General features: G+C 68.5%; 20 protein-coding genes. 10 read left to right on the forward strand and 10 right to left on the reverse strand.

All coding sequences use genetic code 11. From position 1 onward, the window contains the following. Window positions 1–83: 83 nt before the first annotated feature. Complete coding sequence (locus ACUTAF_RS20915; protein WP_445581765.1) at window positions 84–488, reverse strand: acyl-CoA thioesterase; 405 nt, start codon at window positions 486–488, stop codon at window positions 84–86. A 553-nt stretch (window positions 489–1,041) separates the two neighbouring features. Here ACUTAF_RS20915 and ACUTAF_RS20920 point away from each other — a divergent pair. The 3 genes from ACUTAF_RS20920 (at window position 1,042) to ACUTAF_RS20930 (ending at window position 2,968) form a co-directional block, all read left to right on the forward strand. After that, a complete protein-coding gene (locus ACUTAF_RS20920) occupies window positions 1,042–1,206 on the forward strand; it encodes a DUF1328 domain-containing protein (RefSeq protein WP_445581766.1) in 165 nt (54 codons plus the stop codon). Window positions 1,207–1,251: 45 nt separating this feature from the next. Further along, window positions 1,252–1,452 (forward strand): Ivy family c-type lysozyme inhibitor, encoded by a 201-nt coding sequence (locus tag ACUTAF_RS20925; protein WP_445581767.1) that lies wholly within the window; start codon window positions 1,252–1,254, stop codon window positions 1,450–1,452. A gap of 286 nt (window positions 1,453–1,738) precedes the next feature. Continuing rightward, window positions 1,739–2,968 carry a nucleoside recognition domain-containing protein gene (locus ACUTAF_RS20930; RefSeq protein ID WP_445581768.1) on the forward strand — a complete coding sequence of 410 codons (1,230 nt, stop codon included), beginning with the start codon at window positions 1,739–1,741 and terminating at the stop codon, window positions 2,966–2,968. A 215-nt stretch (window positions 2,969–3,183) separates the two neighbouring features. Here ACUTAF_RS20930 and ACUTAF_RS20935 read toward each other — a convergent pair whose 3' ends face one another. The 3 genes from ACUTAF_RS20935 to ACUTAF_RS20945 form a co-directional block, all read right to left on the reverse strand. Beyond that, window positions 3,184–3,762, reverse strand: a complete 579-nt coding sequence (locus tag ACUTAF_RS20935; RefSeq protein ID WP_445581769.1) for a hypothetical protein — start codon at window positions 3,760–3,762, stop codon at window positions 3,184–3,186. A 238-nt stretch (window positions 3,763–4,000) separates the two neighbouring features. Next, a complete protein-coding gene (locus ACUTAF_RS20940) occupies window positions 4,001–4,216 on the reverse strand; it encodes a dodecin (RefSeq protein ID WP_445581770.1) in 216 nt (71 codons plus the stop codon). A 67-nt stretch (window positions 4,217–4,283) separates the two neighbouring features. Next, window positions 4,284–5,171 (reverse strand): LysR family transcriptional regulator, encoded by an 888-nt coding sequence (locus ACUTAF_RS20945; RefSeq protein ID WP_445581771.1) that lies wholly within the window; start codon window positions 5,169–5,171, stop codon window positions 4,284–4,286. Between the two features lie 134 nt (window positions 5,172–5,305). Between ACUTAF_RS20945 and trpB the strand changes: the two genes are divergently transcribed. After that, window positions 5,306–6,517, forward strand: coding sequence for a tryptophan synthase subunit beta (gene trpB, locus ACUTAF_RS20950; protein WP_445581772.1), 1,212 nt, complete (start codon window positions 5,306–5,308; stop codon window positions 6,515–6,517). Next, entirely contained in the window at window positions 6,517–7,326 is an 810-nt protein-coding gene (gene trpA, locus ACUTAF_RS20955; protein ID WP_445581773.1) for a tryptophan synthase subunit alpha, read from the forward strand. Before trpB ends, trpA begins: the two co-directional genes overlap by 1 nt. 33 nt (window positions 7,327–7,359) lie before the next feature. Here trpA and ACUTAF_RS20960 read toward each other — a convergent pair whose 3' ends face one another. Beyond that, complete coding sequence (locus ACUTAF_RS20960) at window positions 7,360–7,602, reverse strand: hypothetical protein (RefSeq protein ID WP_445581774.1); 243 nt, start codon at window positions 7,600–7,602, stop codon at window positions 7,360–7,362. A 124-nt stretch (window positions 7,603–7,726) separates the two neighbouring features. Between ACUTAF_RS20960 and ACUTAF_RS20965 the strand changes: the two genes are divergently transcribed. Continuing rightward, entirely contained in the window at window positions 7,727–8,470 is a 744-nt protein-coding gene (locus tag ACUTAF_RS20965) for an SDR family oxidoreductase (RefSeq protein WP_445581775.1), read from the forward strand. Window positions 8,471–8,754: 284 nt separating this feature from the next. Here the strand turns inward: ACUTAF_RS20965 and ACUTAF_RS20970 are convergent, their stop codons facing one another. Then, the gene (locus ACUTAF_RS20970; RefSeq protein ID WP_445581776.1) at window positions 8,755–9,966 is read right to left on the reverse strand and encodes an MFS transporter; all 1,212 of its coding nucleotides are present in this window, start codon (window positions 9,964–9,966) and stop codon (window positions 8,755–8,757) included. Between the two features lie 100 nt (window positions 9,967–10,066). Here ACUTAF_RS20970 and ACUTAF_RS20975 point away from each other — a divergent pair, with 100 nt between their 5' ends. After that, the gene (locus tag ACUTAF_RS20975; RefSeq protein WP_445581777.1) at window positions 10,067–10,957 is read left to right on the forward strand and encodes a LysR substrate-binding domain-containing protein; all 891 of its coding nucleotides are present in this window, start codon (window positions 10,067–10,069) and stop codon (window positions 10,955–10,957) included. Window positions 10,958–11,109: 152 nt separating this feature from the next. On the opposite strand, the gene pbpG is transcribed toward ACUTAF_RS20975, so the two are convergent. Then, window positions 11,110–12,012 carry a D-alanyl-D-alanine endopeptidase gene (gene pbpG, locus ACUTAF_RS20980; protein WP_445581778.1) on the reverse strand — a complete coding sequence of 301 codons (903 nt, stop codon included), beginning with the start codon at window positions 12,010–12,012 and terminating at the stop codon, window positions 11,110–11,112. A gap of 88 nt (window positions 12,013–12,100) precedes the next feature. Beyond that, window positions 12,101–13,021: a choline sulfate utilization transcriptional regulator gene (locus ACUTAF_RS20985; protein ID WP_445581779.1), complete on the reverse strand. Its 921-nt coding sequence runs from the start codon at window positions 13,019–13,021 to the stop codon at window positions 12,101–12,103. 113 nt (window positions 13,022–13,134) lie between these two features. Between ACUTAF_RS20985 and betC the strand changes: the two genes are divergently transcribed. From betC to ACUTAF_RS21000, 3 genes are all read left to right on the forward strand, one after another. Then, window positions 13,135–14,643: a choline-sulfatase gene (gene betC, locus ACUTAF_RS20990; RefSeq protein ID WP_445581780.1), complete on the forward strand. Its 1,509-nt coding sequence runs from the start codon at window positions 13,135–13,137 to the stop codon at window positions 14,641–14,643. A 43-nt stretch (window positions 14,644–14,686) separates the two neighbouring features. After that, on the forward strand, window positions 14,687–15,607 hold the full coding sequence (choX, locus tag ACUTAF_RS20995) for a choline ABC transporter substrate-binding protein (protein WP_445581781.1): 921 nt from the start codon (window positions 14,687–14,689) through the stop codon (window positions 15,605–15,607). Window positions 15,608–15,794: 187 nt separating this feature from the next. Next, a complete protein-coding gene (locus tag ACUTAF_RS21000) occupies window positions 15,795–17,366 on the forward strand; it encodes a SulP family inorganic anion transporter (RefSeq protein ID WP_445581782.1) in 1,572 nt (523 codons plus the stop codon). Between the two features lie 213 nt (window positions 17,367–17,579). On the opposite strand, the gene aroE is transcribed toward ACUTAF_RS21000, so the two are convergent. Beyond that, the gene (gene aroE / locus ACUTAF_RS21005; RefSeq protein ID WP_445581783.1) at window positions 17,580–18,401 is read right to left on the reverse strand and encodes a shikimate dehydrogenase; all 822 of its coding nucleotides are present in this window, start codon (window positions 18,399–18,401) and stop codon (window positions 17,580–17,582) included. A gap of 136 nt (window positions 18,402–18,537) precedes the next feature. After that, the gene (hemF, locus tag ACUTAF_RS21010) at window positions 18,538–19,452 is read right to left on the reverse strand and encodes an oxygen-dependent coproporphyrinogen oxidase (protein WP_445581784.1); all 915 of its coding nucleotides are present in this window, start codon (window positions 19,450–19,452) and stop codon (window positions 18,538–18,540) included. Between the last annotated feature and the right edge of the window lie 120 nt (window positions 19,453–19,572).

Here is a 19,572-nt window from a genome sequence, read left to right on the forward strand (position 1 = left end):
GTCCGCGGGGCGGGTCAGCGGCCCGCAGTGCACAGCAAAACGCCGGCTTCCAGCCGGCGTTTTCGTTTGCCCGGGTGTCGCCCTCAGCCGCGGCGCGGCGGCACCGGGCGGGTGCGGCCACTGCCGTCGATGGCGACGAAGACGAACACCGCCTCGGTGACCTTGCGCCATTCGTTGGACAGCGGGTCGTCGCTCCATACCTCGACCATCATCTGGATCGAGCTGCGGCCGATTTCCAGCGCCTGGGTGTAGAACGACAGCTGCGCTCCCACCGCCACCGGCACCAGGAAGGCCATGCGGTCGATGGCCACGGTGGCGACCCGTCCGCCGGCGACCTTGCTGGCCATGGCCGTGCCGGCCAGGTCCATCTGGGAAACCAGCCATCCGCCGTAGATATCGCCGAAACCATTGGTCTCGCGCGGCAACGCGATGATCTGCAAGGCGAGGTCGCCCTGGGGGATCGGATCTTCCTGTTCGTAGTCGTTCATCGGCTCGAGGCTCGCGGCGCGGTTGTTGTTCTGGGCGCGGAACCCGCATGGCAAGGCGGGCGCAGCGAGTATACCGACTGAGCGGTCGACGGGCGACCACTGTGAAGCGCTGCAAGGGCCATGGCGCCTGGCTTGTCGGGCAAAACGCACGGCCGCCGCCGGGCCATTCGGGCAGGACGCCCGTCGAGGATTTTCCCAGCCTTGTGCAACCGATTGATTTTCAAGAATTTCGCTCGTCATACCGGCTGGCACGGGCAGTGCAGAGTCTCCCCCAGGTGGCCAGTCAGGCGCTGGCCGTAAAACCCAGGAGGGGGGAAGCCGGACAGCGCGCTCCCGCCTCCGCAAGCAGGAGAGTCGCCATGTCGATCCTCATCTCGCCGTCTCGCTCGCTGCCGCCGCCGCGACAGTGGAGCGGCAGCGCCGCACGCCCCGTACGACTGCTGGACGCCAGCCGCCATAGCGCCGCATCGGCTTCGCCGAGCGGCGCACCCGAGCAACGCGCAACCTCCCTAGTCCACTAGGGCCAATTTCAACCGACCCGAGGAGAAATGCCATGTTGAGCTGGGCACTGACCTTTCTGATCATCGCCATCGTCGCCGCCGTACTGGGCTTCGGCGGAATCGCCGGTACCGCCACGGGCATCGCCAAGATCCTGTTCGTGGTGTTCCTGGTGCTATTCATCATCTCGTTCTTCATCGGCCGGCGTCCGCGGTTGTGACGGACAACCCCATGCGATCGATCCGAGGCCCCGGCCACCGCCCCGTTGCTGGGCGGTGTCCTGGCGGCTCAGGCATCCGACCGCGACGCCGCCCTGCATCCCGCCGAACCGCTGCGCAGCGACGCCGATTGCCGCGCGGCCTGGCAGGAGCTGGTCGCGAACGACCAACGCCGGCCGGACTGGCTGCTCAACCTCGACGGCCAGTCCACGCCGATGCAGGCGCCCGAGGCCGGCGACCAGCGCTAGCGGGTCGGTCGGGTCGGCGCGGACGACCGCTGTCTGTGCGCTTTACCTAGAACTACCCGAGGGCCGCGCCGAGCGAACCCGACTGCTACTGAGCCAGGCCCCCTGCGGCGAACGTGACGGCCCCTCGCAGGCCGCCGCCAGGCTATCATCCCCGCCATCACGGCATGCCTCCTTCATCCGGCGCTTCGCGCCACCTTATCCCGCAAGGAGAAGGGCACAACTCTCCCGCTGGGAGAAGGACTTGAGGAAGGCGTCGCTTCGCGACTTTCGAGCTAAGGGGATCGAGATGCTCAACGGCCTGTGGCTGGGCTTTTTCCTGGTGGCCGCGACGGCGGCCCTGGCGCGCTGGCTGATCGGCGGCGACGCCACGGTGTTCGGCGCCATGGTCGAGAGCCTGTTCGCCATGGCCAAACTGTCGGTGGAACTGATGGTGGTGCTGTTCGGCACCCTGACACTGTGGCTCGGCCTGCTGCGCATCGCCGAGAAGGCCGGCCTGGTCGATCTGCTGGCACGCCTGCTGGGCCCGCTGTTCGCCCGGTTGATGCCGGAGGTGCCGCGCGGCCATCCGGCGCTGGGGCTGATCAGCATGAACTTCGCCGCCAACGGCCTGGGCCTGGACAACGCCGCCACCCCCATCGGTCTCAAGGCCATGCGCGCGCTGCAGGAACTCAACCCCAGCGCCACCACGGCGAGCAATGCGCAGATCCTCTTTCTGGTGCTCAACACCTCGTCGCTGACCCTGCTGCCGGTGTCGATCTTCATGTACCGCGTGCAGCAGGGCGCCGAGGACCCGACCCTGGTTTTCCTGCCGATCCTGCTGGCGACCAGCGCTTCGACCCTGGCCGGCCTGCTGGCCGTGGCGCTGGTGCAGCGCCTGCGCCTGTGGGACCCGGTGGTGCTGGCCTACCTGGTTCCCGGCAGCCTGCTACTGGGCGGCTTCATGGCGCTGCTGGCGGGGATGAGCGCCACCGCACTGGCGGCGCTGTCCTCGCTGCTCGGCAACCTCACCCTGTTCGGCCTGATCCTGCTGTTCCTGCTGGTCGGCGCGCTGCGCCGGGTGGCGGTGTACGAGAGCTTTATCGAGGGCGCCAAGGAGGGCTTCGACGTCGCCAAGAACCTGCTGCCCTACCTGGTGGCCATGCTCTGCGCCATCGGCGTACTGCGCGCCTCCGGCGCCCTGGACTTCGGCCTGGACGGGGTGCGCTGGGCGATCGAGGCACTGGGCTGGGACACGCGTTTCGTCGACGCGCTGCCTACCGCGCTGATGAAGCCATTCTCCGGCGGCGCGGCGCGCGCCATGCTGATCGAGACCATGGAGAACTTCGGCGTCGACAGCTTCCCGGCGCTGGTTGCCGCCACAGTGCAGGGCAGCACCGAGACCACCTTCTATGTGCTGGCGGTGTACTTCGGCGCGGTCGGACTGCAACGCGCCCGCCATGCGGTGGGCTGCGCGCTGGTCGCCGACGCCGCCGGCATACTCGCCGCCATCGGCGTGTGCTACTGGTTCTTCGGCTAGGCGCTCTACCGCGTCCGTCCGGGATTGTAGGGTGTCGCAGGGCCGCCCGGGCGGTGCTCCGACACCCTCGAATACCCGGCTGCGATCCGTAAACGATTGGTGCGCACGGCGCACCCTAGCGGTGGCGTCCACTCCATCGGCGCGTGGCTAAGGGCGGCCGCAGGGTGCGCCGCTCCTTCCGATCCATGGCCCTGGATCGATGCGCGCGATGGAGACTATTCGCCGAAACCGAGTTTTTTACCGGCCCAGCTCAGCAGCGGGTCGTCGTGCCGGTACGCGCGCAGGGCGACCAGCTTGGGCGCGATGAAGGCGGCGAAATCGGCGGCGTCCTCGAAGTAGACGCCGGTGAAGATGGTGAACAGCGATTTGTTGCCGACCGTGGCATGGAACAGGTTGCCGACCGGCTCGCCGTCCTGGGTCAGCAGCTTGAGGCTGGCCCGGCTGGCGAGATCGAGTTCGAAGTCCAGCTCCTGCTCGGCGAGCCCGCTGCCGCGCAGGCCGAAGGAGGCGCCGAAACCCTCGGCATAACTGGTCATCAGCGCATCGCCGGCATTGGGGTAGAGCGAAACGCCGCTGTAGAGGTAGAACCAGTCGCTGCCCTCGCTCTCGAAGCTGAGGTCGATGCTGCGCGCGGCATAGCTCACCAGCTTCTCGTAACGCCCGCTGGCGGGCGCCTGGTAGACGGCGAAATCGGCACCGCTGAGCAGCAGGCGGCGTTCTTCGACGAGCGGCGGCTCGGTGTCTATGCAGCCGCCGAGCGACAACGCGGCGAGCACGATCAGCATCCTGAACATGGCATTCCTCCTTGAATCAAGCGCAGCAGCTTGCCCGATCCGTGCACACCTCGCCAGAAACCACTGCCCTGTCTGTGGGCGATGCCACAGCATCGATGTCGCGAAGCGGTATGCGCGGTGCCCACCCGATCCGCCGGCATCGCACCTAGCGGCTGCCCGCACGACCGGCCGGCACCGGCTGGCCGACACCTGTGGGCTGCGCTCTATCGGTCGCGAACCCCCGCTCGCCGCCGGGCTATCAACTACCGCTGAGGCGGAAGCCGACCTTGAGTTCGACCTGATAGTGCGCCACCTTGCCGTCGACGATATGGCCACGGGTATCGATGACTTCGAACCAGTCCATGTTGCGCACGCTCTTGGCACACTCGGCCAGGGCGTTCTGGATGGCATCCTCGATGCTGGTCTTGGAGGTGCCGACGATTTCGATCTTCTTGTAGGTACGATGATCGGACATGCTGTGCGCTCCGCTGTGGGCCTGCTGCAAGCCTAGACCAACGCCACAGGGGTTGCGCCACGCCGCACTAGGGTTGCAGTTCGCGCGCCAGCCAGCCCGCCAGCTGCTCGGCGCGTCCGTCAGGGACGCGCCCTGGCACCCACAGGGCCAGGCGTGCCGGGGTTTCGACGAAGCCCCAGGGCGCCAGCAGACGACCGGCGGCCAGATCGTCCGCCACCAGCTGCTGCGGCGCGATGGCCACGCCGAGGCCGGCGGCGGCCGCCTCGAGCAGGTAGTACAGGTGCTCGAAACCCTGGCCCTGCTGCAGCCGCGCCGGCTCCAGACCCTGCGCCCCTGCCCATTGCGGCCAGGCCTGGGGGCGCGAGACGGTATGCAGCAGCGGTTCGCCGAGCAGCGCGGCGGCAGGCGCGTTCTTCAACCGCCCGTACCCCGCATAGCGCGGGCTGAGCACCGGTCCGATCCGCTCGATGTCGAGCTCGTGCACCTGCATGTCCGCCGGCCAGGGCGGCGTGGCGAAGCACAGGGTGGCGTCCACCCCCGGCCGGCGCGGGTCCAGCTCGCCCTCGCTGGCCGACAGCTGCAGGCGCAGCTCCGGCAGCTCGCGGTTCAAGCGATCCAGGCGGGGGATGAACCAGCGCGCCAGCAGGCTGCCGGGGCAGCCGAGGACGAAGGGCGCATCCTCGGTGCGGCGGCGCAGCTCGGCGCACACCGTGCCCAGGCGCTGGAAGACCTCGGAGGCGACGTCGCGCAGGCGCACACCGGCATCGGTGAGTTTTACGCCACGGCCGTCCTTGTCGAACAGGCTGACGCCGAGCTGTTCTTCCAGCGCACGGATCTGTCGGCTGATCGCGCCATGGGTGACGTGCAGCTCATCGCCGGCCCGGCTGACGCTCTGCAGGCGGGCGGCGGCCTCGAAGGCGCGCAGGGCATTCAGCGGGGGCAGCTCTCGGTTCATTTGATATGTGATTTTTTCTGACGTGTTGCTGCAATCTAATCGCTTTTCCCCGGATCGGCCAGGGGTAGAATGGCCCCATCGCTCACACCCACCCCAGCCCCAGCGGGCGCGGGAAGTCCAAGCAGGAGCCTGCCATGACCTCATTACGCACCGGCCCGGACGCCACCGGCCTGTTCGGCCAGTTCGGCGGCCAGTACGTCGCCGAAACCCTGATGCCGCTGATCCACGACCTGGCCGCCGAGTACGAGAAGGCCAAGACCGATCCGGCGTTCCTCGAGGAGCTCGCCTACTTCCAGCGCGACTACGTCGGCCGGCCCAGCCCGCTGTACTTCGCCGAGCGCCTGACCGAGCACTGCGGCGGCGCGAAGATCTACCTCAAGCGCGAGGAGCTCAATCACACCGGCGCGCACAAGATCAACAACTGCATCGGCCAGATCCTCCTGGCCAAGCGCATGGGCAAGCAGCGCATCATCGCCGAGACCGGCGCTGGCATGCATGGCGTGGCCACCGCCACCGTGGCCGCGCGCTTCGGCCTGGAATGCGTGATCTACATGGGCACCACCGACATCGACCGGCAGCAGGCCAACGTGTTCCGCATGAAGCTCCTGGGCGCCACCGTGATTCCGGTCACCGCCGGCACCGGCACCCTCAAGGACGCGATGAACGAGGCGCTGCGCGACTGGGTGACCAACGTCGAGAGCACCTTCTACCTGATCGGCACCGTCGCCGGCCCGCACCCGTACCCGGCCATGGTCCGCGACTTCCAGGCGGTGATCGGCAAGGAAACCCGCGAGCAGCTCGCCGAGAAGGAAGGCCGCCTGCCTGACTCGCTCGTCGCCTGTATCGGCGGCGGCTCCAATGCCATGGGCCTGTTCCACCCCTTCCTCGATGACCAATCGGTGCAGATCATCGGCGTCGAAGCGGCCGGCCACGGCATCGACACCGGCAAGCACGCGGCCAGCCTCAACGGTGGCGTGCCCGGCGTGCTGCACGGCAACCGCACCTTCCTGCTGCAGGACGCCGACGGCCAGATCATCGACGCCCACTCGATCTCCGCCGGCCTCGACTACCCCGGCATCGGCCCCGAGCACGCCTGGCTGCACGACATCGGCCGCGTCGAGTACTGCTCGATCACCGACGACGAGGCGCTGGCCGCCTTCCACACCTGCTGCCGCCTGGAAGGCATCATCCCCGCGCTGGAGAGCTCGCACGCCCTGGCCGAGGTATTCAAGCGCGCGCCGAAGCTGCCCAAGGACCATCTCATGGTGGTCAACCTGTCCGGCCGCGGCGACAAGGACATGCAGACCGTGATGCACCACATGCAACAGAACCAGGAGAAGCACTGATGAGCCGCCTGCAGAGCCGCTTCGCCGAGCTGAAGCAGCAGAACCGCGCCGCCCTGGTGACCTTCGTCACCGGCGGCGACCCGGATTACGCCACTTCCCTGCAGATCCTCAAGGGCCTGCCGGGCGCCGGCGCCGACGTGATCGAACTGGGCATGCCGTTCACCGACCCGATGGCCGACGGCCCGTCGATCCAGCTCGCCAATATCCGCGCCCTGGCCGGCAAGCAGACCCTGGCCAAGACCCTGCAGATGGTCCGCGAATTCCGCGCCGGCGACGCCACCACCCCGCTGGTGCTGATGGGCTACTTCAACCCCATCCACTACTACGGCGTGGATCGGTTCATCGCCGACGCCAAGGAGGCCGGCGTGGATGGCCTGATCGTGGTCGACCTGCCGCCGGAGCATAACCCCGACCTGTGCCATCCGGCCCAAGCCGCCGGCATCGACTTCATCCGCCTGACGACGCCTACGACGGACGACAAGCGCCTGCCCACCGTGCTCGAGGGCAGCTCCGGCTTCGTCTACTACGTCTCGGTGGCCGGAGTCACCGGTGCCGGTGCTGCGACCCTGGAGCACGTGGAAGAAGCCCACGCGCGCCTGCGCCGCCACACCGACCTGCCGGTGTGCATCGGCTTCGGCATCCGCACCCCCGAGCACGCCGCCGACGTGGCGCGCCGCGCCGAGGGCGTGGTGGTGGGGTCGGCGCTGGTCGACCAGATCGCCAAGGCGGAAACGCCGCAGCAGGCGATCGACGGCGTACTCGACCTGTGTGCCCAGCTGGCCGAGGGCGTGCGCAGCGCGCGCGCCTGACCGCCGGGCGCCGGAGCCTATCCCCGGCGCCAGTCACAGGTCGTGACCGTGCCCCCAGACCTGGTTCTGCGCGCGCCGGTCGACGCCACTGCGCCGATCCTCCTCGAAGCGGATGGTCGCTCGCCGATCCACGCCGCTGCGCCGCTCGCGCTTCTTGCGCGTATCGATCTTCACCGCCTGCGGTTGCGCCGCAGGCGCCTGGGGCGCGGCCTCCTCTTCCAGCGGTACCAAGGCCAGATCGTCCAGCGACAGACTGGAGATGTGTGTTTTGTCCATGATCTGCTCTCCCGTTACTGCAGTCCGCCGGGCTCCGGCCCGCTGCGACTAGAGTTAGGCTAGTAGAAGCGACCGCCGGGCGACAGCACCCCTGGTCCGACACCTTTGCTTACCTGGAGCGCATATGCACAGATCCCTGCTGATCACCGGTGCCAGCCGCGGCATCGGTCGCGCCACCGCCCTGCTGGCCGCCGCACGCGGCTGGAGGGTCGGCGTGAACTACCACACCGACCGCGCCGCCGCCGACCAGGTGGTGGCGCAGATCGCCGCCAGCGGCGGCCAGGCCGTCGCGCTGCAGGCCGACGTGGCCGAGGAAGCACAGCTGCTGCGCTTGTTCGAGGCCATGGACCAGCTCGGCCCGCTGCACGGCCTGGTGGTCAACGCCGGCATAGTCGCGCCGCCCATGCCGCTGCTGGAGATGAGCGGCGAACGCCTGCGGCGCATGTTCGAGGTCAACGTGCTGGGCAGCTACCTGACCGCCCGTGAGGGCGCCCGGCGCATGGCCCGCAGCCGCGGTGGCGAGGGTGGCTCGATGGTGCTGGTGTCGTCGGTGGCGGCCAGCCTCGGCGCGCCCTTCGAGTACGTCGACTACGCCGGCGCCAAGGGTGCGCTGGACGTGCTGACCCGCGGCCTGGCCAAGGAACTGGGCGGCGAGGGCGTGCGGGTCAATGCCGTGCGACCGGGGTTGATCGACACCGAGATCCACGCCAGCGGCGGCCAGCCGGACCGCGCCGAACGCCTGGGCAAGGCCACCCCGCTGGGCCGTGCCGGGCGTGCCGAGGAAGTGGCCGAGGCGATCCTCTGGCTGCTGGACGACGCGGCCAGCTATACCACCGGCGCGCTGATCGACGTCGCCGGCGGGCGCTAGCCTCGGAGGAGCGCGGCCGATGCCCGTGGCAGGGGCTTCAGCCGCGACCCGAACGCCGCAGTTGGCGGTCGTGCGCCGCGCCTTGCCCCGGCCGGGTCAATCCCAGAGCGGGGCGAAACCCGAATTGGCCAGCCGCTCGCCGCGCTCCAGGGTGGCGATGGCGGCCGGGTAGCCCGGCTCCAGGCCGGTGCGTACCGAATCGATGGCGACCCGGTCCTTGAGGCGGAAGGTGCCAAGGCCGAAGGGGGGATGAATTTCACGCCGAATCGCCTCGACTGTCGCAGTCAGTGACCGACCGCCAGGCCGGCGCCGCTGCCGGCACGGCCGCGCAGCTGCGGGTCGCGGCGGTCCAGGCGCCCGCTCCAGATGGTCAGGAGCAGCGCGCCCAGCACCACCAGCGCACCGATCCAGGCGGTGGGGATCAGTCCGAGCCGCGCGACTATCTGTCCGCCGAGCCAGGCGCCGCCGGCGATGCCCAGATTGAAGGCGGCGATGTTCAGACCCGAGGCAACGTCCACCGCACGCGGGCTGAAGCGTTCGGCCTGGCGCACCACGTAAAGTTGCAGCCCCGGCACATTGCCGAAGGCCACCGCGCCCCACAGCAGCACGGTACCCAGGGCCAGCCAGGGGTTGGCGGCGGTGAAGCCGAGCAGCAGCAACACGCCGGCGAGCAGGGCGAAGATCAGCTGCAGCGCGCCGATCGGACCGCGCCGGTCCGCGAGCTTGCCGCCCCAGATATTGCCGACCGCCACCGACACGCCGTAGACCAGCAGCACCAGGCTTACGGCGTCGGCGCTGAAGCCGCTCACCTCCTGCAGGATCGGCGCTAGAAAGGTGAAGGCGGTGAAGGTGCCGCCGTAGCCCAGCGCGGTCATCGCGTACACCAGCAGCAGGCGTGGCTGCTTGAGCACGGCCAGTTGGGTCAGCAGCGAGGACGGCGGGGTGTGGGCGATACCGCGCGGGACGTACAGCAGACTGCCGGCGAAGGCGATCAGGCCCAGTACGGACACCGCCAGGAAGGTCTCCCTCCAGCCGAAGTGCTGGCCGATGAAGGTGCCCAGCGGCACGCCGGTGACCAGTGCCACGGTCAGACCGGTGAACATGATGGCGATGGCGCTGGCGGCTTTCTCCTTGGCCACCAGGCTGGTGGCGATGGTCGAGCCGATGGAGAAGAACACGCCGTGGGCCAGACCGGTGACGATCCGTGCCACGATCAGCGACTCGTAGCCCGGCGCCTGCCAGGCCAGCAGGTTACCGGCGGTGAACAGCAGCATCAGGCCGAGCAGCAGCGCCTTGCGCGGCACCCTGCCGGTCAGCGCGGTGAGCAGCGGCGCGCCGACCGCCACGCCGAGGGCATAAAGGCTGACCAAGAGGCCGGCCGAGGGCAGGTCGACGCCGAGGTCGCCGGCGATGGTGGGTAACAGGCCGACGATGACGAACTCCGTCGTGCCGATGGCGAAGGCGCTGAGGGTCAGCGCGAGCAGGGCGATGGGCATGGGATGGCTCCGCGACAAGGTTGATGGCGCGCAGTATCCGAGGCAGACTCATGCGGAAAAAGCCGATAACCCCACAAATACCTTTGACTGAAGATCAACAATGAAGACCAGCCTGGAAGAAATGCTCGCCTTCGTCCGCGTGGTCGACAGCGGCTCGATCAGCGCCGCCGCCGCGCAACTGGAGCAGACCGCCTCCGGCGTCAGCCGCGCGCTCGGCCGTCTGGAGGAGAAACTCGCGGTGACCCTGCTGCGCCGTACCACCCGGCGCCTGGAACTGACCGAGGAGGGCGAGCAGTTCCTCGCCCAGGCGCGGCGCATCCTCGCCAGCGTCGAAGAGGCCGAGGAGCAGATGGCCTTGCGCCGCCAGGCACCGGCGGGACGGCTGCGGGTCAACACCGCCTCGCCCTTCATGCTGCACGTGATAGTCCCGCTGATCGGCGATTTTCGCGCGCTTTATCCGCAGATCGAGCTGGAACTGCACAGCGACGATCGCATCATCGACCTACTCGAGCGGCGCACCGACCTGGCCATCCGCATCGGCGCGCTGCCCGACTCCAGCCTGCACGCCCGGCCGCTGTGCCACAGCTGGCGGCGGGTGCTGGCCAGCCCCGCCTACCTGGCGCGCCACGGCACGCCGCAGAGCGTCGAGGCGCTGAGCGGGCACAGCCTGATCGGCTTCACCGAGCCGGATGGGCTCAACGACTGGCCGCTGCGCCACGCCCAGGGCGAGCGCTGGCGCATCGTCCCGAGCATCCGCGCCTCCAGCGGCGACACGGTGCGCGCACTGGCGCTGGCCGGCGAGGGGCTGGCCTGCCTGTCGGACTTTATGACCGATCAGGACCGTGCACGCGGCGATCTGGTCGAGGTGCTGGCCGAGCAGCGCATCGAGGTGCGCCAGCCGATCAATGCGGTGTACTACCGCAACACCGCGCTGGCCTCGCGCATTACCTGCTTTCTCGATTTCCTGAGCGAGCGGCTTGGCAGCCATTGATCGGGGGAGATGCTGGAAAACGCTGCGTTGCGGCTTCGTCGGGCGCGCCGTGCGCACCAGCCTTGGCCGCTGGCGTTGGTGCTTTTCGCCCCGAGGCGGGGCTCCTACAGCTTCGGCAGCACCCGCTCGTCCATTGCCGGCAGGCTATGCCCTCACTGTCCGGCCTGCAGGCTCCACTGCGCCAGCTTCTGCCGCTTGTAGCTGAGCGCGGCAGCCGGCACCGGGGTGACCTTGCCGGTCTCCATCCAGCGCTTGAGGCGATTGGCGTCGGCCATGTGGGTGTACTTGCCGAAGGCGCCGAGCACGACGAAGGCCACCGAGCGATGGTTCATCGAGGTGAGCATCACCAGGCAGCGACCGGCGGCATTGGTGAAGCCGGTCTTGCTCAGGTCGATGTCCCAGCCGGGTTTGCGCACCAGCGCGTTGGTATTGCGAAAGCCCAGGCTGTAGGCGGGCTTGCGAAAGCGCATGGTGGCTTCCGAGTCGGTGCTGAACTGGCCGATCAGCGGGTACTGCTGCGCCGCCTTGAGCATCAGGGCCAGGTCGCGGGCGGTGGAGACGTTGTGCTCGGACAGGCCGGTGGGCTCGACGAAGCGACTGTTGTACATCCCCAAGGCCTTGGCCTTGGCGTTCATCGCCGCGATGAAGGCGCCGTGGCCGCCCGGGTAGTGATGGGCAAGGCTGGCGGCGGCGCGGTTCTCCGAGGACATCAGCGCCAGGTGCAGCATGTCGCGGCGGCTGATTTCGCTGCCGATGCGCACCCGCGAGTAGACACCCTGCATCTCCTTGGTGTCGCGGATGGTGATGGGCAGCACCTCGTCCAGCGGCGGCTTGGCGTCGAGCACTACCATGGCGGTCATCACCTTGGTCACCGAGGCCACCGGCAGACGCAGGTCGGGGTTGCTGGAATAGAGCTCCTGGCCGGTCTTGAGGTCGAGCAACAAGGCGCTGCCAGCGGCCAGTTCCTGTCGGGGCGCGGCCGGGGCGGCCTGGGGGTTCGAAACAGCAAGGCCGCCGCACAGCAGCAGGGCCAAAATCGAGTGACGGAGTTTCACGGTTCGGTTCACCGGTTGAGTAGAGAGGCCGCGAACGCGGCGGCGCCCAGTATAGGGACTCGCCGCTCGCTCTTGCAGTATGGCCCGCTCAGAGGCGCTGTGCCGGCGCTTCCAGCTCGCTCTGCAGCCAGTCGACGAAACGCGCGGTCAGGCGCTGGCGGCGCTTGCGTTCGGGCAATACCAGGTAGTAACCCAGCGCCGAATGCACCTCGGCCTCGCCCAGGCGGCAGAGCAGACCCTGGGCCAGCAGCTCGTCGACCAGATGGCGCCAGCCGATGGCTACGCCCTGGCCGGCAATGGCCGCCTGGATCAGCAATGTGTAGTTGTCGAAGCGCAACGCGCCGGGGGTGGGCGCGGCGTCGATGCCCAGGGCGCGGAACAGCCCATCCCAGTCGAACCAGCGCGAGCGGTGCTCGGGACGCAGGTGCAGCAGCGGCAGCTCGGCCAGGATCGAGACCGGCAGCGGTGGCCGCCGCTCGCCGAGCAGGCGCGGGCTGCATACCGGGAACACCTCCTCGCGAAACAGCAGGTGCGCCTCGCCGTGCTTGAAGCGGCCGTCGCCGAAGCGGATCGCCACGTCGATATCGCTGGAGGCGGTGGCCGGATCGCGTTCGCTGGTGATCAGGCTGACGTCCACCTCCGGGTAAAGGCGGTTGAAGCGCTGCAGCCGCGGCATCAGCCAGTAGGCAGCGAAGGCGAAATCGGTGGCCACCTGCAGCACCTCGTGCTGCTGCCGTGCGGTGACCGCGGCCAGGCCGGCGTCGAGGCTGGACAGCCCCTCCTGCACGTGGCCGAGCAGCAGCTCGCCGGCCTCGGTGAGGACGATGCCGCGATAGACCCGGTCGAACAAGCGCGTCGCCAGTTGCTGTTCCAGGCGCTTGATCTGCTGGCTGACGGCCGGCTGGCTGCTGCCCAGCTCGCTCGCCGCGGCGGTGAAGCTGAGCTGGCGCGCGGCGGACTCGAACACCCGCAGCGCATCGAGGGACAGTCCGTCGATCGCCTTAAACATAAGTATTTGTTATCCGAGTCATGTGTCCAAGGCGGGTTTACCCCATTTCGATTTGGCTGGAATCTTAAGGTCAGCACTGTCGCATAAACCCAACGTATGGAATAGCCACCGCCATGAAACGCCCGAACATCCTCTTCATCATGGCCGACCAGATGGCCGCGCCGATCCTGCCGCTGCACGATGCTGCCTCGCCGGTGCAGATGCCCAACCTGATGAAGCTGGCCGAACGCGCCGTGGTGTTCGACTCGGCCTACTGCAACAGCCCGCTGTGCGCGCCGTCGCGCTTCACCCTGGTCAGCGGCCGGCTGCCGTCGAAGATCGGCGCCTATGACAACGCCGCCGACTTTCCCGCCGACGTGCCGACCTACGCCCACTACCTGCGCCGCCTCGGCTACCGCACCGCGCTGTCGGGCAAGATGCACTTCTGCGGCCCCGACCAGCTGCACGGCTACGAGGAACGCCTGACCAGCGACATCTATCCCGCCGACTACGGCTGGGCGGTGAACTGGGACGAGCCCGAGGTGCGCGCCAGCTGGTACCACAACATGTCCTCGGTGCTGCAGGCCGGCCCCTGCGTGCGCAGCAACCAGCTGGACTTCGACGAGGAGGTGGTGTTCAAGGCCCGCCAGTACCTCTACGACCATGTGCGCCTGACGCCCGAGCAGCCGTTCTGCCTGACCGTGTCGATGACCCACCCGCACGACCCCTATACCATCCCGGCCGAATACTGGGAGCGCTACGCGGGCGTGGAGATTCCCATGCCGCGCCAGATCCTCGAACAAGGCGAGCAGGATCCGCACTCGCAGCGCATCCTCAAGGTCATCGACCTGTGGGACAAGCCGCTGCCGGCAGACAAGATCCGCGACGCCCGCCGCGCCTACTTCGGCGCCTGCAGCTATATCGACGACAACATCGGCAAGCTGCTGAAGACCCTGGAGGAATGCGGCCTGGCCGAGGACACCATCGTGGTGTTCTCCGGCGACCACGGCGACATGCTCGGCGAGCGCGGCCTCTGGTACAAGATGCACTGGTTCGAGATGGCCGCCCGCGTGCCGCTGCTGGTGCATGCGCCGCAGCGTTTCGCCGCGCGCCGGGTCAGCCGGTCGGTGTCGACCATGGACCTGCTGCCGACCCTGGTGGAACTGGCCGGCGGCCGGGTCGAAGAGGGCCTCGATCTGGAAGGCCGCTCGCTGCTGGCGCATCTTACCGGCGAGGGCGGCCATGACGAGGTGATCGGCGAATATATGGCCGAAGGCACCACCAGCCCGCTGATGATGATCCGTCGCGGCCCGTGGAAATTCGTCTACTCCGAGCAGGATCCGCTGCTGCTGTTCAACCTGCAGCAGGACCCGCAGGAACGCGAAAACCTGGCCGAATCGGCGGATCACCGCGGCCTGCTTGCCGAGTTCCTCGCCGAAGCACGGGAGCGCTGGGACATTCCGGCGATCCATGCCGCCACCCTGGCCAGCCAGCGCCGTCGGCGCCTGGTGGCCGACGCCCTGAGCCAGGGCAAGCTGACCAGCTGGGACCACCAGCCCTGGGTCGACGCCAGCCAGCAGTACATGCGCAACCATATCGATCTCGACGACCTGGAACGTCGCGCCCGTTATCCACAGGTTTGAAACGCACTGCCTCCCACTACTATCAGAACAAAGGAGATCCGCCATGAACCGAATCCACCTGCTGCTACTGGCCGGGGCGCTCAGCGCCAGCGCCAATGTCTGGGCCGAAGAGGCCAGCTGCGCCACGGTAAAACTCGGCGACCCGGGCTGGAGCGACATCGCCGTGACCAATGGCATCGCCAGCTTCCTGCTCGACGGCCTCGGCTACCAGACGCAGAGCCAGACCCTGGCGGTGCCGATCATCTACGCCGGGCTGCAGAAGGGTCAGCTCGACGTGTTCCTCGGCAACTGGATGCCGGCCCAGCAGGACAACTACGACAAGTTCGTCGCCAGCGGCGAAGTGGCCAAGCTGGCGCAGAACCTCGACGGCACTGAGTTCACGCTGGCCGTACCGACCTACGCCTATGAGGCCGGGGTGAAGACCTTCGCAGATCTGGACAAATTCGCCGACAAGTTCGGCCACAAGCTCTACGGCATCGCCTCCGGTTCGCCGGCCAACGAGTCGATCAAGCAGATGATCGAGGCCGACGAGTTCGGCCTGGGCGACTGGAAGCTGGTCGAGTCCAGCGAGCAGGCCATGCTGGTGCAGGTCGGTCGGGCGGTGAAGCGCGACGAATACGTGGTCTTCCTCGGCTGGACTCCGCACCCGATGAACGTCAACTACGACATCAAGTACCTCAGGGGTGGCGAGAAGTACTTTGGCGAGAGCGGCAGCGTCAACACCCTGGCGCGCAAGGACTATGCCGCGCAGTGCCCCAACGTCGGCAAGCTGCTGAGCAACCTGAGCTTCACCCAGGAGATGGAGAACAGCATCATGGACCGCGTGCTGCGCAAGCAGGCGAGCAACGACGAAGCAGTCAAGGCCTGGCTGCAGGCCAACCCGCAGGTACTCGATGGCTGGCTGGACGGCGTCACCAGCCGCGACGGCGGCGACGGCCTGGCTGCGGTCAAGGCGCGGCTTTGAAATAGCCGGGGCAATTGCGTAGGGTGGGACGCAGCTCGTCGCCCGGAGGCGATCCGACGCTGCGCTCGGCTCTCGTAGGAGCCACGCCCCGCGGCGAAGACGTTCGGCCGACAGCGCCCAAGCGCTTCGCCCCGGGCGGGGCGCCTACGGGCTGCCCGAGTTCAATCCAACCTACCTGGCCCCAACGATGCCGCTACCCGACCTGCAGACCCTGTTGCCCTTCCTGCGCTGGCTGCCCGGCACCAGCCGCAAGACCCTCGGCAACGACCTGCTGGTCGGCCTGACCGGCGCGGTGCTGGCCCTGCCGCAATCGCTGGCCTATGCGCTGATCGCCGGCCTGCCGGCCGAGTACGGCCTGTACGCGGCCATAGTGCCGGTGATAGTCGCCTGCCTGTGGGGCTCGTCCTGGCACCTGATCTGCGGGCCCACGGCGGCCATCTCCATCGTCCTGTTCACCAGCGTCAGCCCGCTGGCCAAGGCCGGCAGCGAGCAGTTCATCGCCCTGGTGCTGCTGCTGACCTTCCTCGCCGGCCTGTTCCAGTGGCTGCTCGGCCTGCTGCGCTTCGGCGCCCTGGTCAACTTCGTCTCGCAGTCGGTGGTGCTCGGCTTCACCCTCGGCGCGGCGCTGGTGATCGCCATCGGCCAGATCCCCAACCTGCTGCGGGTGGAGATCGCCAGCCAGGCCACCGCCCTGGCCAGCCTGCTGCAGATCGGCCAGCACCTGGGCGACGCGCACGCCCCGAGCCTGGTCCTGGCAGCCTTCACTCTGCTGCTCTGCCTAGGAATACGCCGCCTGTGGCCGAAGGCGCCGGCGCTGCTGATCGGCCTGGTCGCCGGCAGCGCGCTGGTGTGGCTGCTGCCGGCGCGCCTGGTCGGCGGCATCGCCCTGGTCAGCGCCTTCGAAGGCGGCCTGCCGCCCGTCACCCCGCTGCAATTCAACCTCAACAACCTGCTGCAACTGCTGCCGGCGGCGGTGGCCTGCGGCATGCTCGGGCTGGTCACCAGCCTGTCCATCGCCCGTGCGCTGGCGGTGAAGTCGCACCAGTTCCTCGACGCCAACCAGGAGGTGCGCGCCCAGGGTCTATCGAACATGCTCGGGCCCTGGTTCGCCGGCTCGCTGTCGGCCGGCTCCTTCACCCGCTCGGCGCTAAATCTGCAGGCCGGCGCGCGCACGCCGCTGGCCGGGGTGTTCTCGGCGCTGCTGGTGGCATCGTTCGCGGTGCTCGGCGCCGCGCTGCTGGCGCATATCCCGCTGCCGGTGATGGCCGCCGGCATCCTGCTGATCTGCTGGGGCCTGGTCGACCTGGCGGCGATCCGCGCGCTGCGCCGGGTCAGCCGCGCCGAGTTCGCGGTGATGCTGCTGACCCTGCTGGCCACCCTACTGCTGGAACTGCAGACGGCGATCTACGCCGGGGTGCTGGCCTCGCTGTTCTTCTACCTCAAGCGCACCTCGCAGCCGCGAGTACGCCTGTGGCAGGACGGCGACGACGAGGTGCTGCGCATCGAGGGCTCGATCTTCTTCGGCGCCTGCCACTACATCCAGCAGCTGCTGCAGCGCAGCCGCGGCCAGCGTTTGGTGATCGACGCCCGGCATATCAACTTCATCGACTACGCCGGGGTGGAGATGCTGCACCAGGAGGCGCGCCGCCTGCTGGCCGGGCAGCGCAGCCTGGTGCTGCGCCAGGCGCGGCCGCAGGTGGTGGAGGAGATCCTCAAGCTCGAAGGCGCCGAGCATTGCCCGGTGCAGTTCGAAGATTGAACGAGCGGTGTCGAACCCGTAGGGTGGGTTAGCGGCGCAATCCACGAACGACCTGACAGCGCGGTGATGGCGCGCCGCGTAACCCACCGGGCGATCTTCCCGCGTGACACCAATGGTGGGTTACGGCGCGGCAGAACTTGCGGGGTCATCGGCACCTGCGCCATGCGCCTAACCCACCCTACGTAGCGGCGCTCGTCACGAACTTCGGGAAGTTCAGCTCGCCAGCTGCCGGCGCAGTTCGGCCAGCACCGGCGCGGTGTCGGGGCGCACGCCGCGCCACAGTTCGAAGGCCTCGGCGGCCTGCTCGACCAGCATGCCGAGGCCGTCCAGGCAGCGCGCCGCGCCGTGCTCGACCGCCCAGCGGTTGAAGGCGGTGAGCTCGCGGCCGTACATCATGTCGTAGCACAGCGTGTGTCCCGGCTGGATCAGACTCGGCGCGATCGGCGGCAGCTCGCCGCCGAGGCTGGCCGAGGTGCCGTTGACGATCAGGTCCACCGGCGCGTCGATCCAGTCGAAGCCGGCGGCGACCAGCGGGCCGAGGTCGGCGAACTCGCGCACCAGCTGTTCGGCCTTGCTCACGGTGCGGTTGGCGATCACCAGCACCGCCGGCTTCTGCGCCAGGAAGGGTTCGAGCACGCCACGCACGGCGCCGCCGGCACCCAGTACGAGGATGCGCTTGCCGGCCAGGCTGAAGCCGGCGTTGTCCTGCAGGTCGCGGGTCAGCCCGGCGCCGTCGGTGTTGTCGCCGAGCAGGCGGCCGTCGTCGAGTTTCTTCAGGGTATTGACCGCACCGGCGCGGCGGGCGCGCTCGCTCAGCTCGTCGGCCAGGCGGTAGGCCTCCTCCTTGAACGGCACGGTGACGTTGGCGCCCAGACCCTCGGCGAAGAAGGCGCGCGCGCAACCGGCGAAGTCGTCCAGCGGTGCCAGCCGCGCTTCGTAGGTCAGTGCCTGGCCGGTCTGCTCGGCGAACAGACGGTGGATCAGCGGCGACTTGCTGTGGCCGATGGGGTTGCCGAAGACGCAGTAACGGTCCATGGATAGTCCTGTAACGGTAGAAATCTACGGAGCTGACGCCGCCCTGTAGGAGCCCCGCCTCGGGGCGAAGCCTTTGCCTTGCCGCGGAAATGCGACACCGCCGCCATTCGCCGCGGGGCGCGGCTCCTACAAGAAGCTATGCCTGCGCCAGCCAGTCGCGATCGGTGAGGAAATACTCGGTCAGGCGCGCCTCCTCACTGCCCGGCTCGGGCTTCCAGTCGTAGCCCCAGCGCACCATCGGCGGCAGCGACATGAGGATCGACTCGGTGCGCCCGCCGGACTGCAGGCCGAACAGGGTGCCGCGGTCGAACACCAGGTTGAACTCGACGTAGCGACCGCGGCGGAACGCCTGGAACTCGCGCTCGCGCTCGCCGAAGGGGGTCAGCTTGCGGCGCTGGACGATGGGCAGGTAGGCCGCCAGGTAGGCATCGCCGATGGCGCGCATGAAGGCGAAGCAGGTATCGAAGTCCCATTCGTTGAGATCGTCGAAGAACAGCCCGCCGATACCGCGCGGCTCGCCGCGGTGCTTGAGGTGGAAGTAGCGGTCGCACCAGGCCTTGAACCTGGGGTAGACCTCGGCGCCGAACGGCGCGCAGGCGTCGAACGCCACCTGGTGCCAGTAGCGGCAGTCTTCTTCATTGGCGTAGTAGGGGGTCAGGTCGAAGCCGCCGCCGAACCACCAGACCGGCTCCTCGCCTGCCTTCTCCGCGCTGAAGAAGCGCACGTTGGCGTGCGAGGTGGGTACATGGGGGTTTTCCGGGTGGATCACCAGCGACACGCCGAGGGCCTGGAAGCCGCGCCCGGCCAGCTCCGGCCGGTGCGCGCTGGCCGACGGCGGCAGGCTGTCGCCGAACACGTGGGAGAAGTTGACCCCGCCCTTTTCGATCAGCGCGCCGTTCTCGATCACCCGCGTGCGCCCGCCGCCCCCGGCCGGGCGCTGCCAGGCGTCCTCGGCGAATACGGCCTGGCCGTCCTCGGTTTGCAGGGCGGAACAGATGCGGTCTTGCAGGTCGAGCAGGTAGGCCTTCACGGCCTCGGTACGGTCAGTCACGGCGGCACCTTGAGCGGGAGAATCGAGATCGGCGGGCAGCATAGCACTCGGCGCCACGCCTTCGCAGTTGACGCCGCTCGATCGGGGCGGTTGGATAGACCCTCTCGCCGCCGCCGGGCG

Source organism: Pseudomonas sp. SP16.1 (assembly GCF_052682975.1).

Bases quoted from the DNA above. Each gene is read 5' to 3' on its own strand.
- ACUTAF_RS20915 (WP_445581765.1), bottom strand. From the start codon at position 488: ATGAACGACTACGAACAGGAAGATCCGATCCCCCAGGGCGACCTCGCC.
- ACUTAF_RS20920 (WP_445581766.1), top strand. From the start codon at position 1,042: ATGTTGAGCTGGGCACTGACCTTTCTGATCATCGCCATCGTCGCCGCC.
- ACUTAF_RS20930 (WP_445581768.1), top strand. From the start codon at position 1,739: ATGCTCAACGGCCTGTGGCTGGGCTTTTTCCTGGTGGCCGCGACGGCG.
- ACUTAF_RS20935 (WP_445581769.1), bottom strand. From the start codon at position 3,762: ATGTTCAGGATGCTGATCGTGCTCGCCGCGTTGTCGCTCGGCGGCTGC.
- ACUTAF_RS20940 (WP_445581770.1), bottom strand. From the start codon at position 4,216: ATGTCCGATCATCGTACCTACAAGAAGATCGAAATCGTCGGCACCTCC.
- ACUTAF_RS20945 (WP_445581771.1), bottom strand. From the start codon at position 5,171: ATGAACCGAGAGCTGCCCCCGCTGAATGCCCTGCGCGCCTTCGAGGCC.
- trpB (WP_445581772.1), top strand. From the start codon at position 5,306: ATGACCTCATTACGCACCGGCCCGGACGCCACCGGCCTGTTCGGCCAG.
- trpA (WP_445581773.1), top strand. From the start codon at position 6,517: ATGAGCCGCCTGCAGAGCCGCTTCGCCGAGCTGAAGCAGCAGAACCGC.
- ACUTAF_RS20960 (WP_445581774.1), bottom strand. From the start codon at position 7,602: ATGGACAAAACACACATCTCCAGTCTGTCGCTGGACGATCTGGCCTTG.
- ACUTAF_RS20965 (WP_445581775.1), top strand. From the start codon at position 7,727: ATGCACAGATCCCTGCTGATCACCGGTGCCAGCCGCGGCATCGGTCGC.
- ACUTAF_RS20970 (WP_445581776.1), bottom strand. From the start codon at position 9,966: ATGCCCATCGCCCTGCTCGCGCTGACCCTCAGCGCCTTCGCCATCGGC.
- ACUTAF_RS20975 (WP_445581777.1), top strand. From the start codon at position 10,067: ATGAAGACCAGCCTGGAAGAAATGCTCGCCTTCGTCCGCGTGGTCGAC.
- ACUTAF_RS20985 (WP_445581779.1), bottom strand. From the start codon at position 13,021: ATGTTTAAGGCGATCGACGGACTGTCCCTCGATGCGCTGCGGGTGTTC.
- betC (WP_445581780.1), top strand. From the start codon at position 13,135: ATGAAACGCCCGAACATCCTCTTCATCATGGCCGACCAGATGGCCGCG.
- choX (WP_445581781.1), top strand. From the start codon at position 14,687: ATGAACCGAATCCACCTGCTGCTACTGGCCGGGGCGCTCAGCGCCAGC.
- ACUTAF_RS21000 (WP_445581782.1), top strand. From the start codon at position 15,795: ATGCCGCTACCCGACCTGCAGACCCTGTTGCCCTTCCTGCGCTGGCTG.
- aroE (WP_445581783.1), bottom strand. From the start codon at position 18,401: ATGGACCGTTACTGCGTCTTCGGCAACCCCATCGGCCACAGCAAGTCG.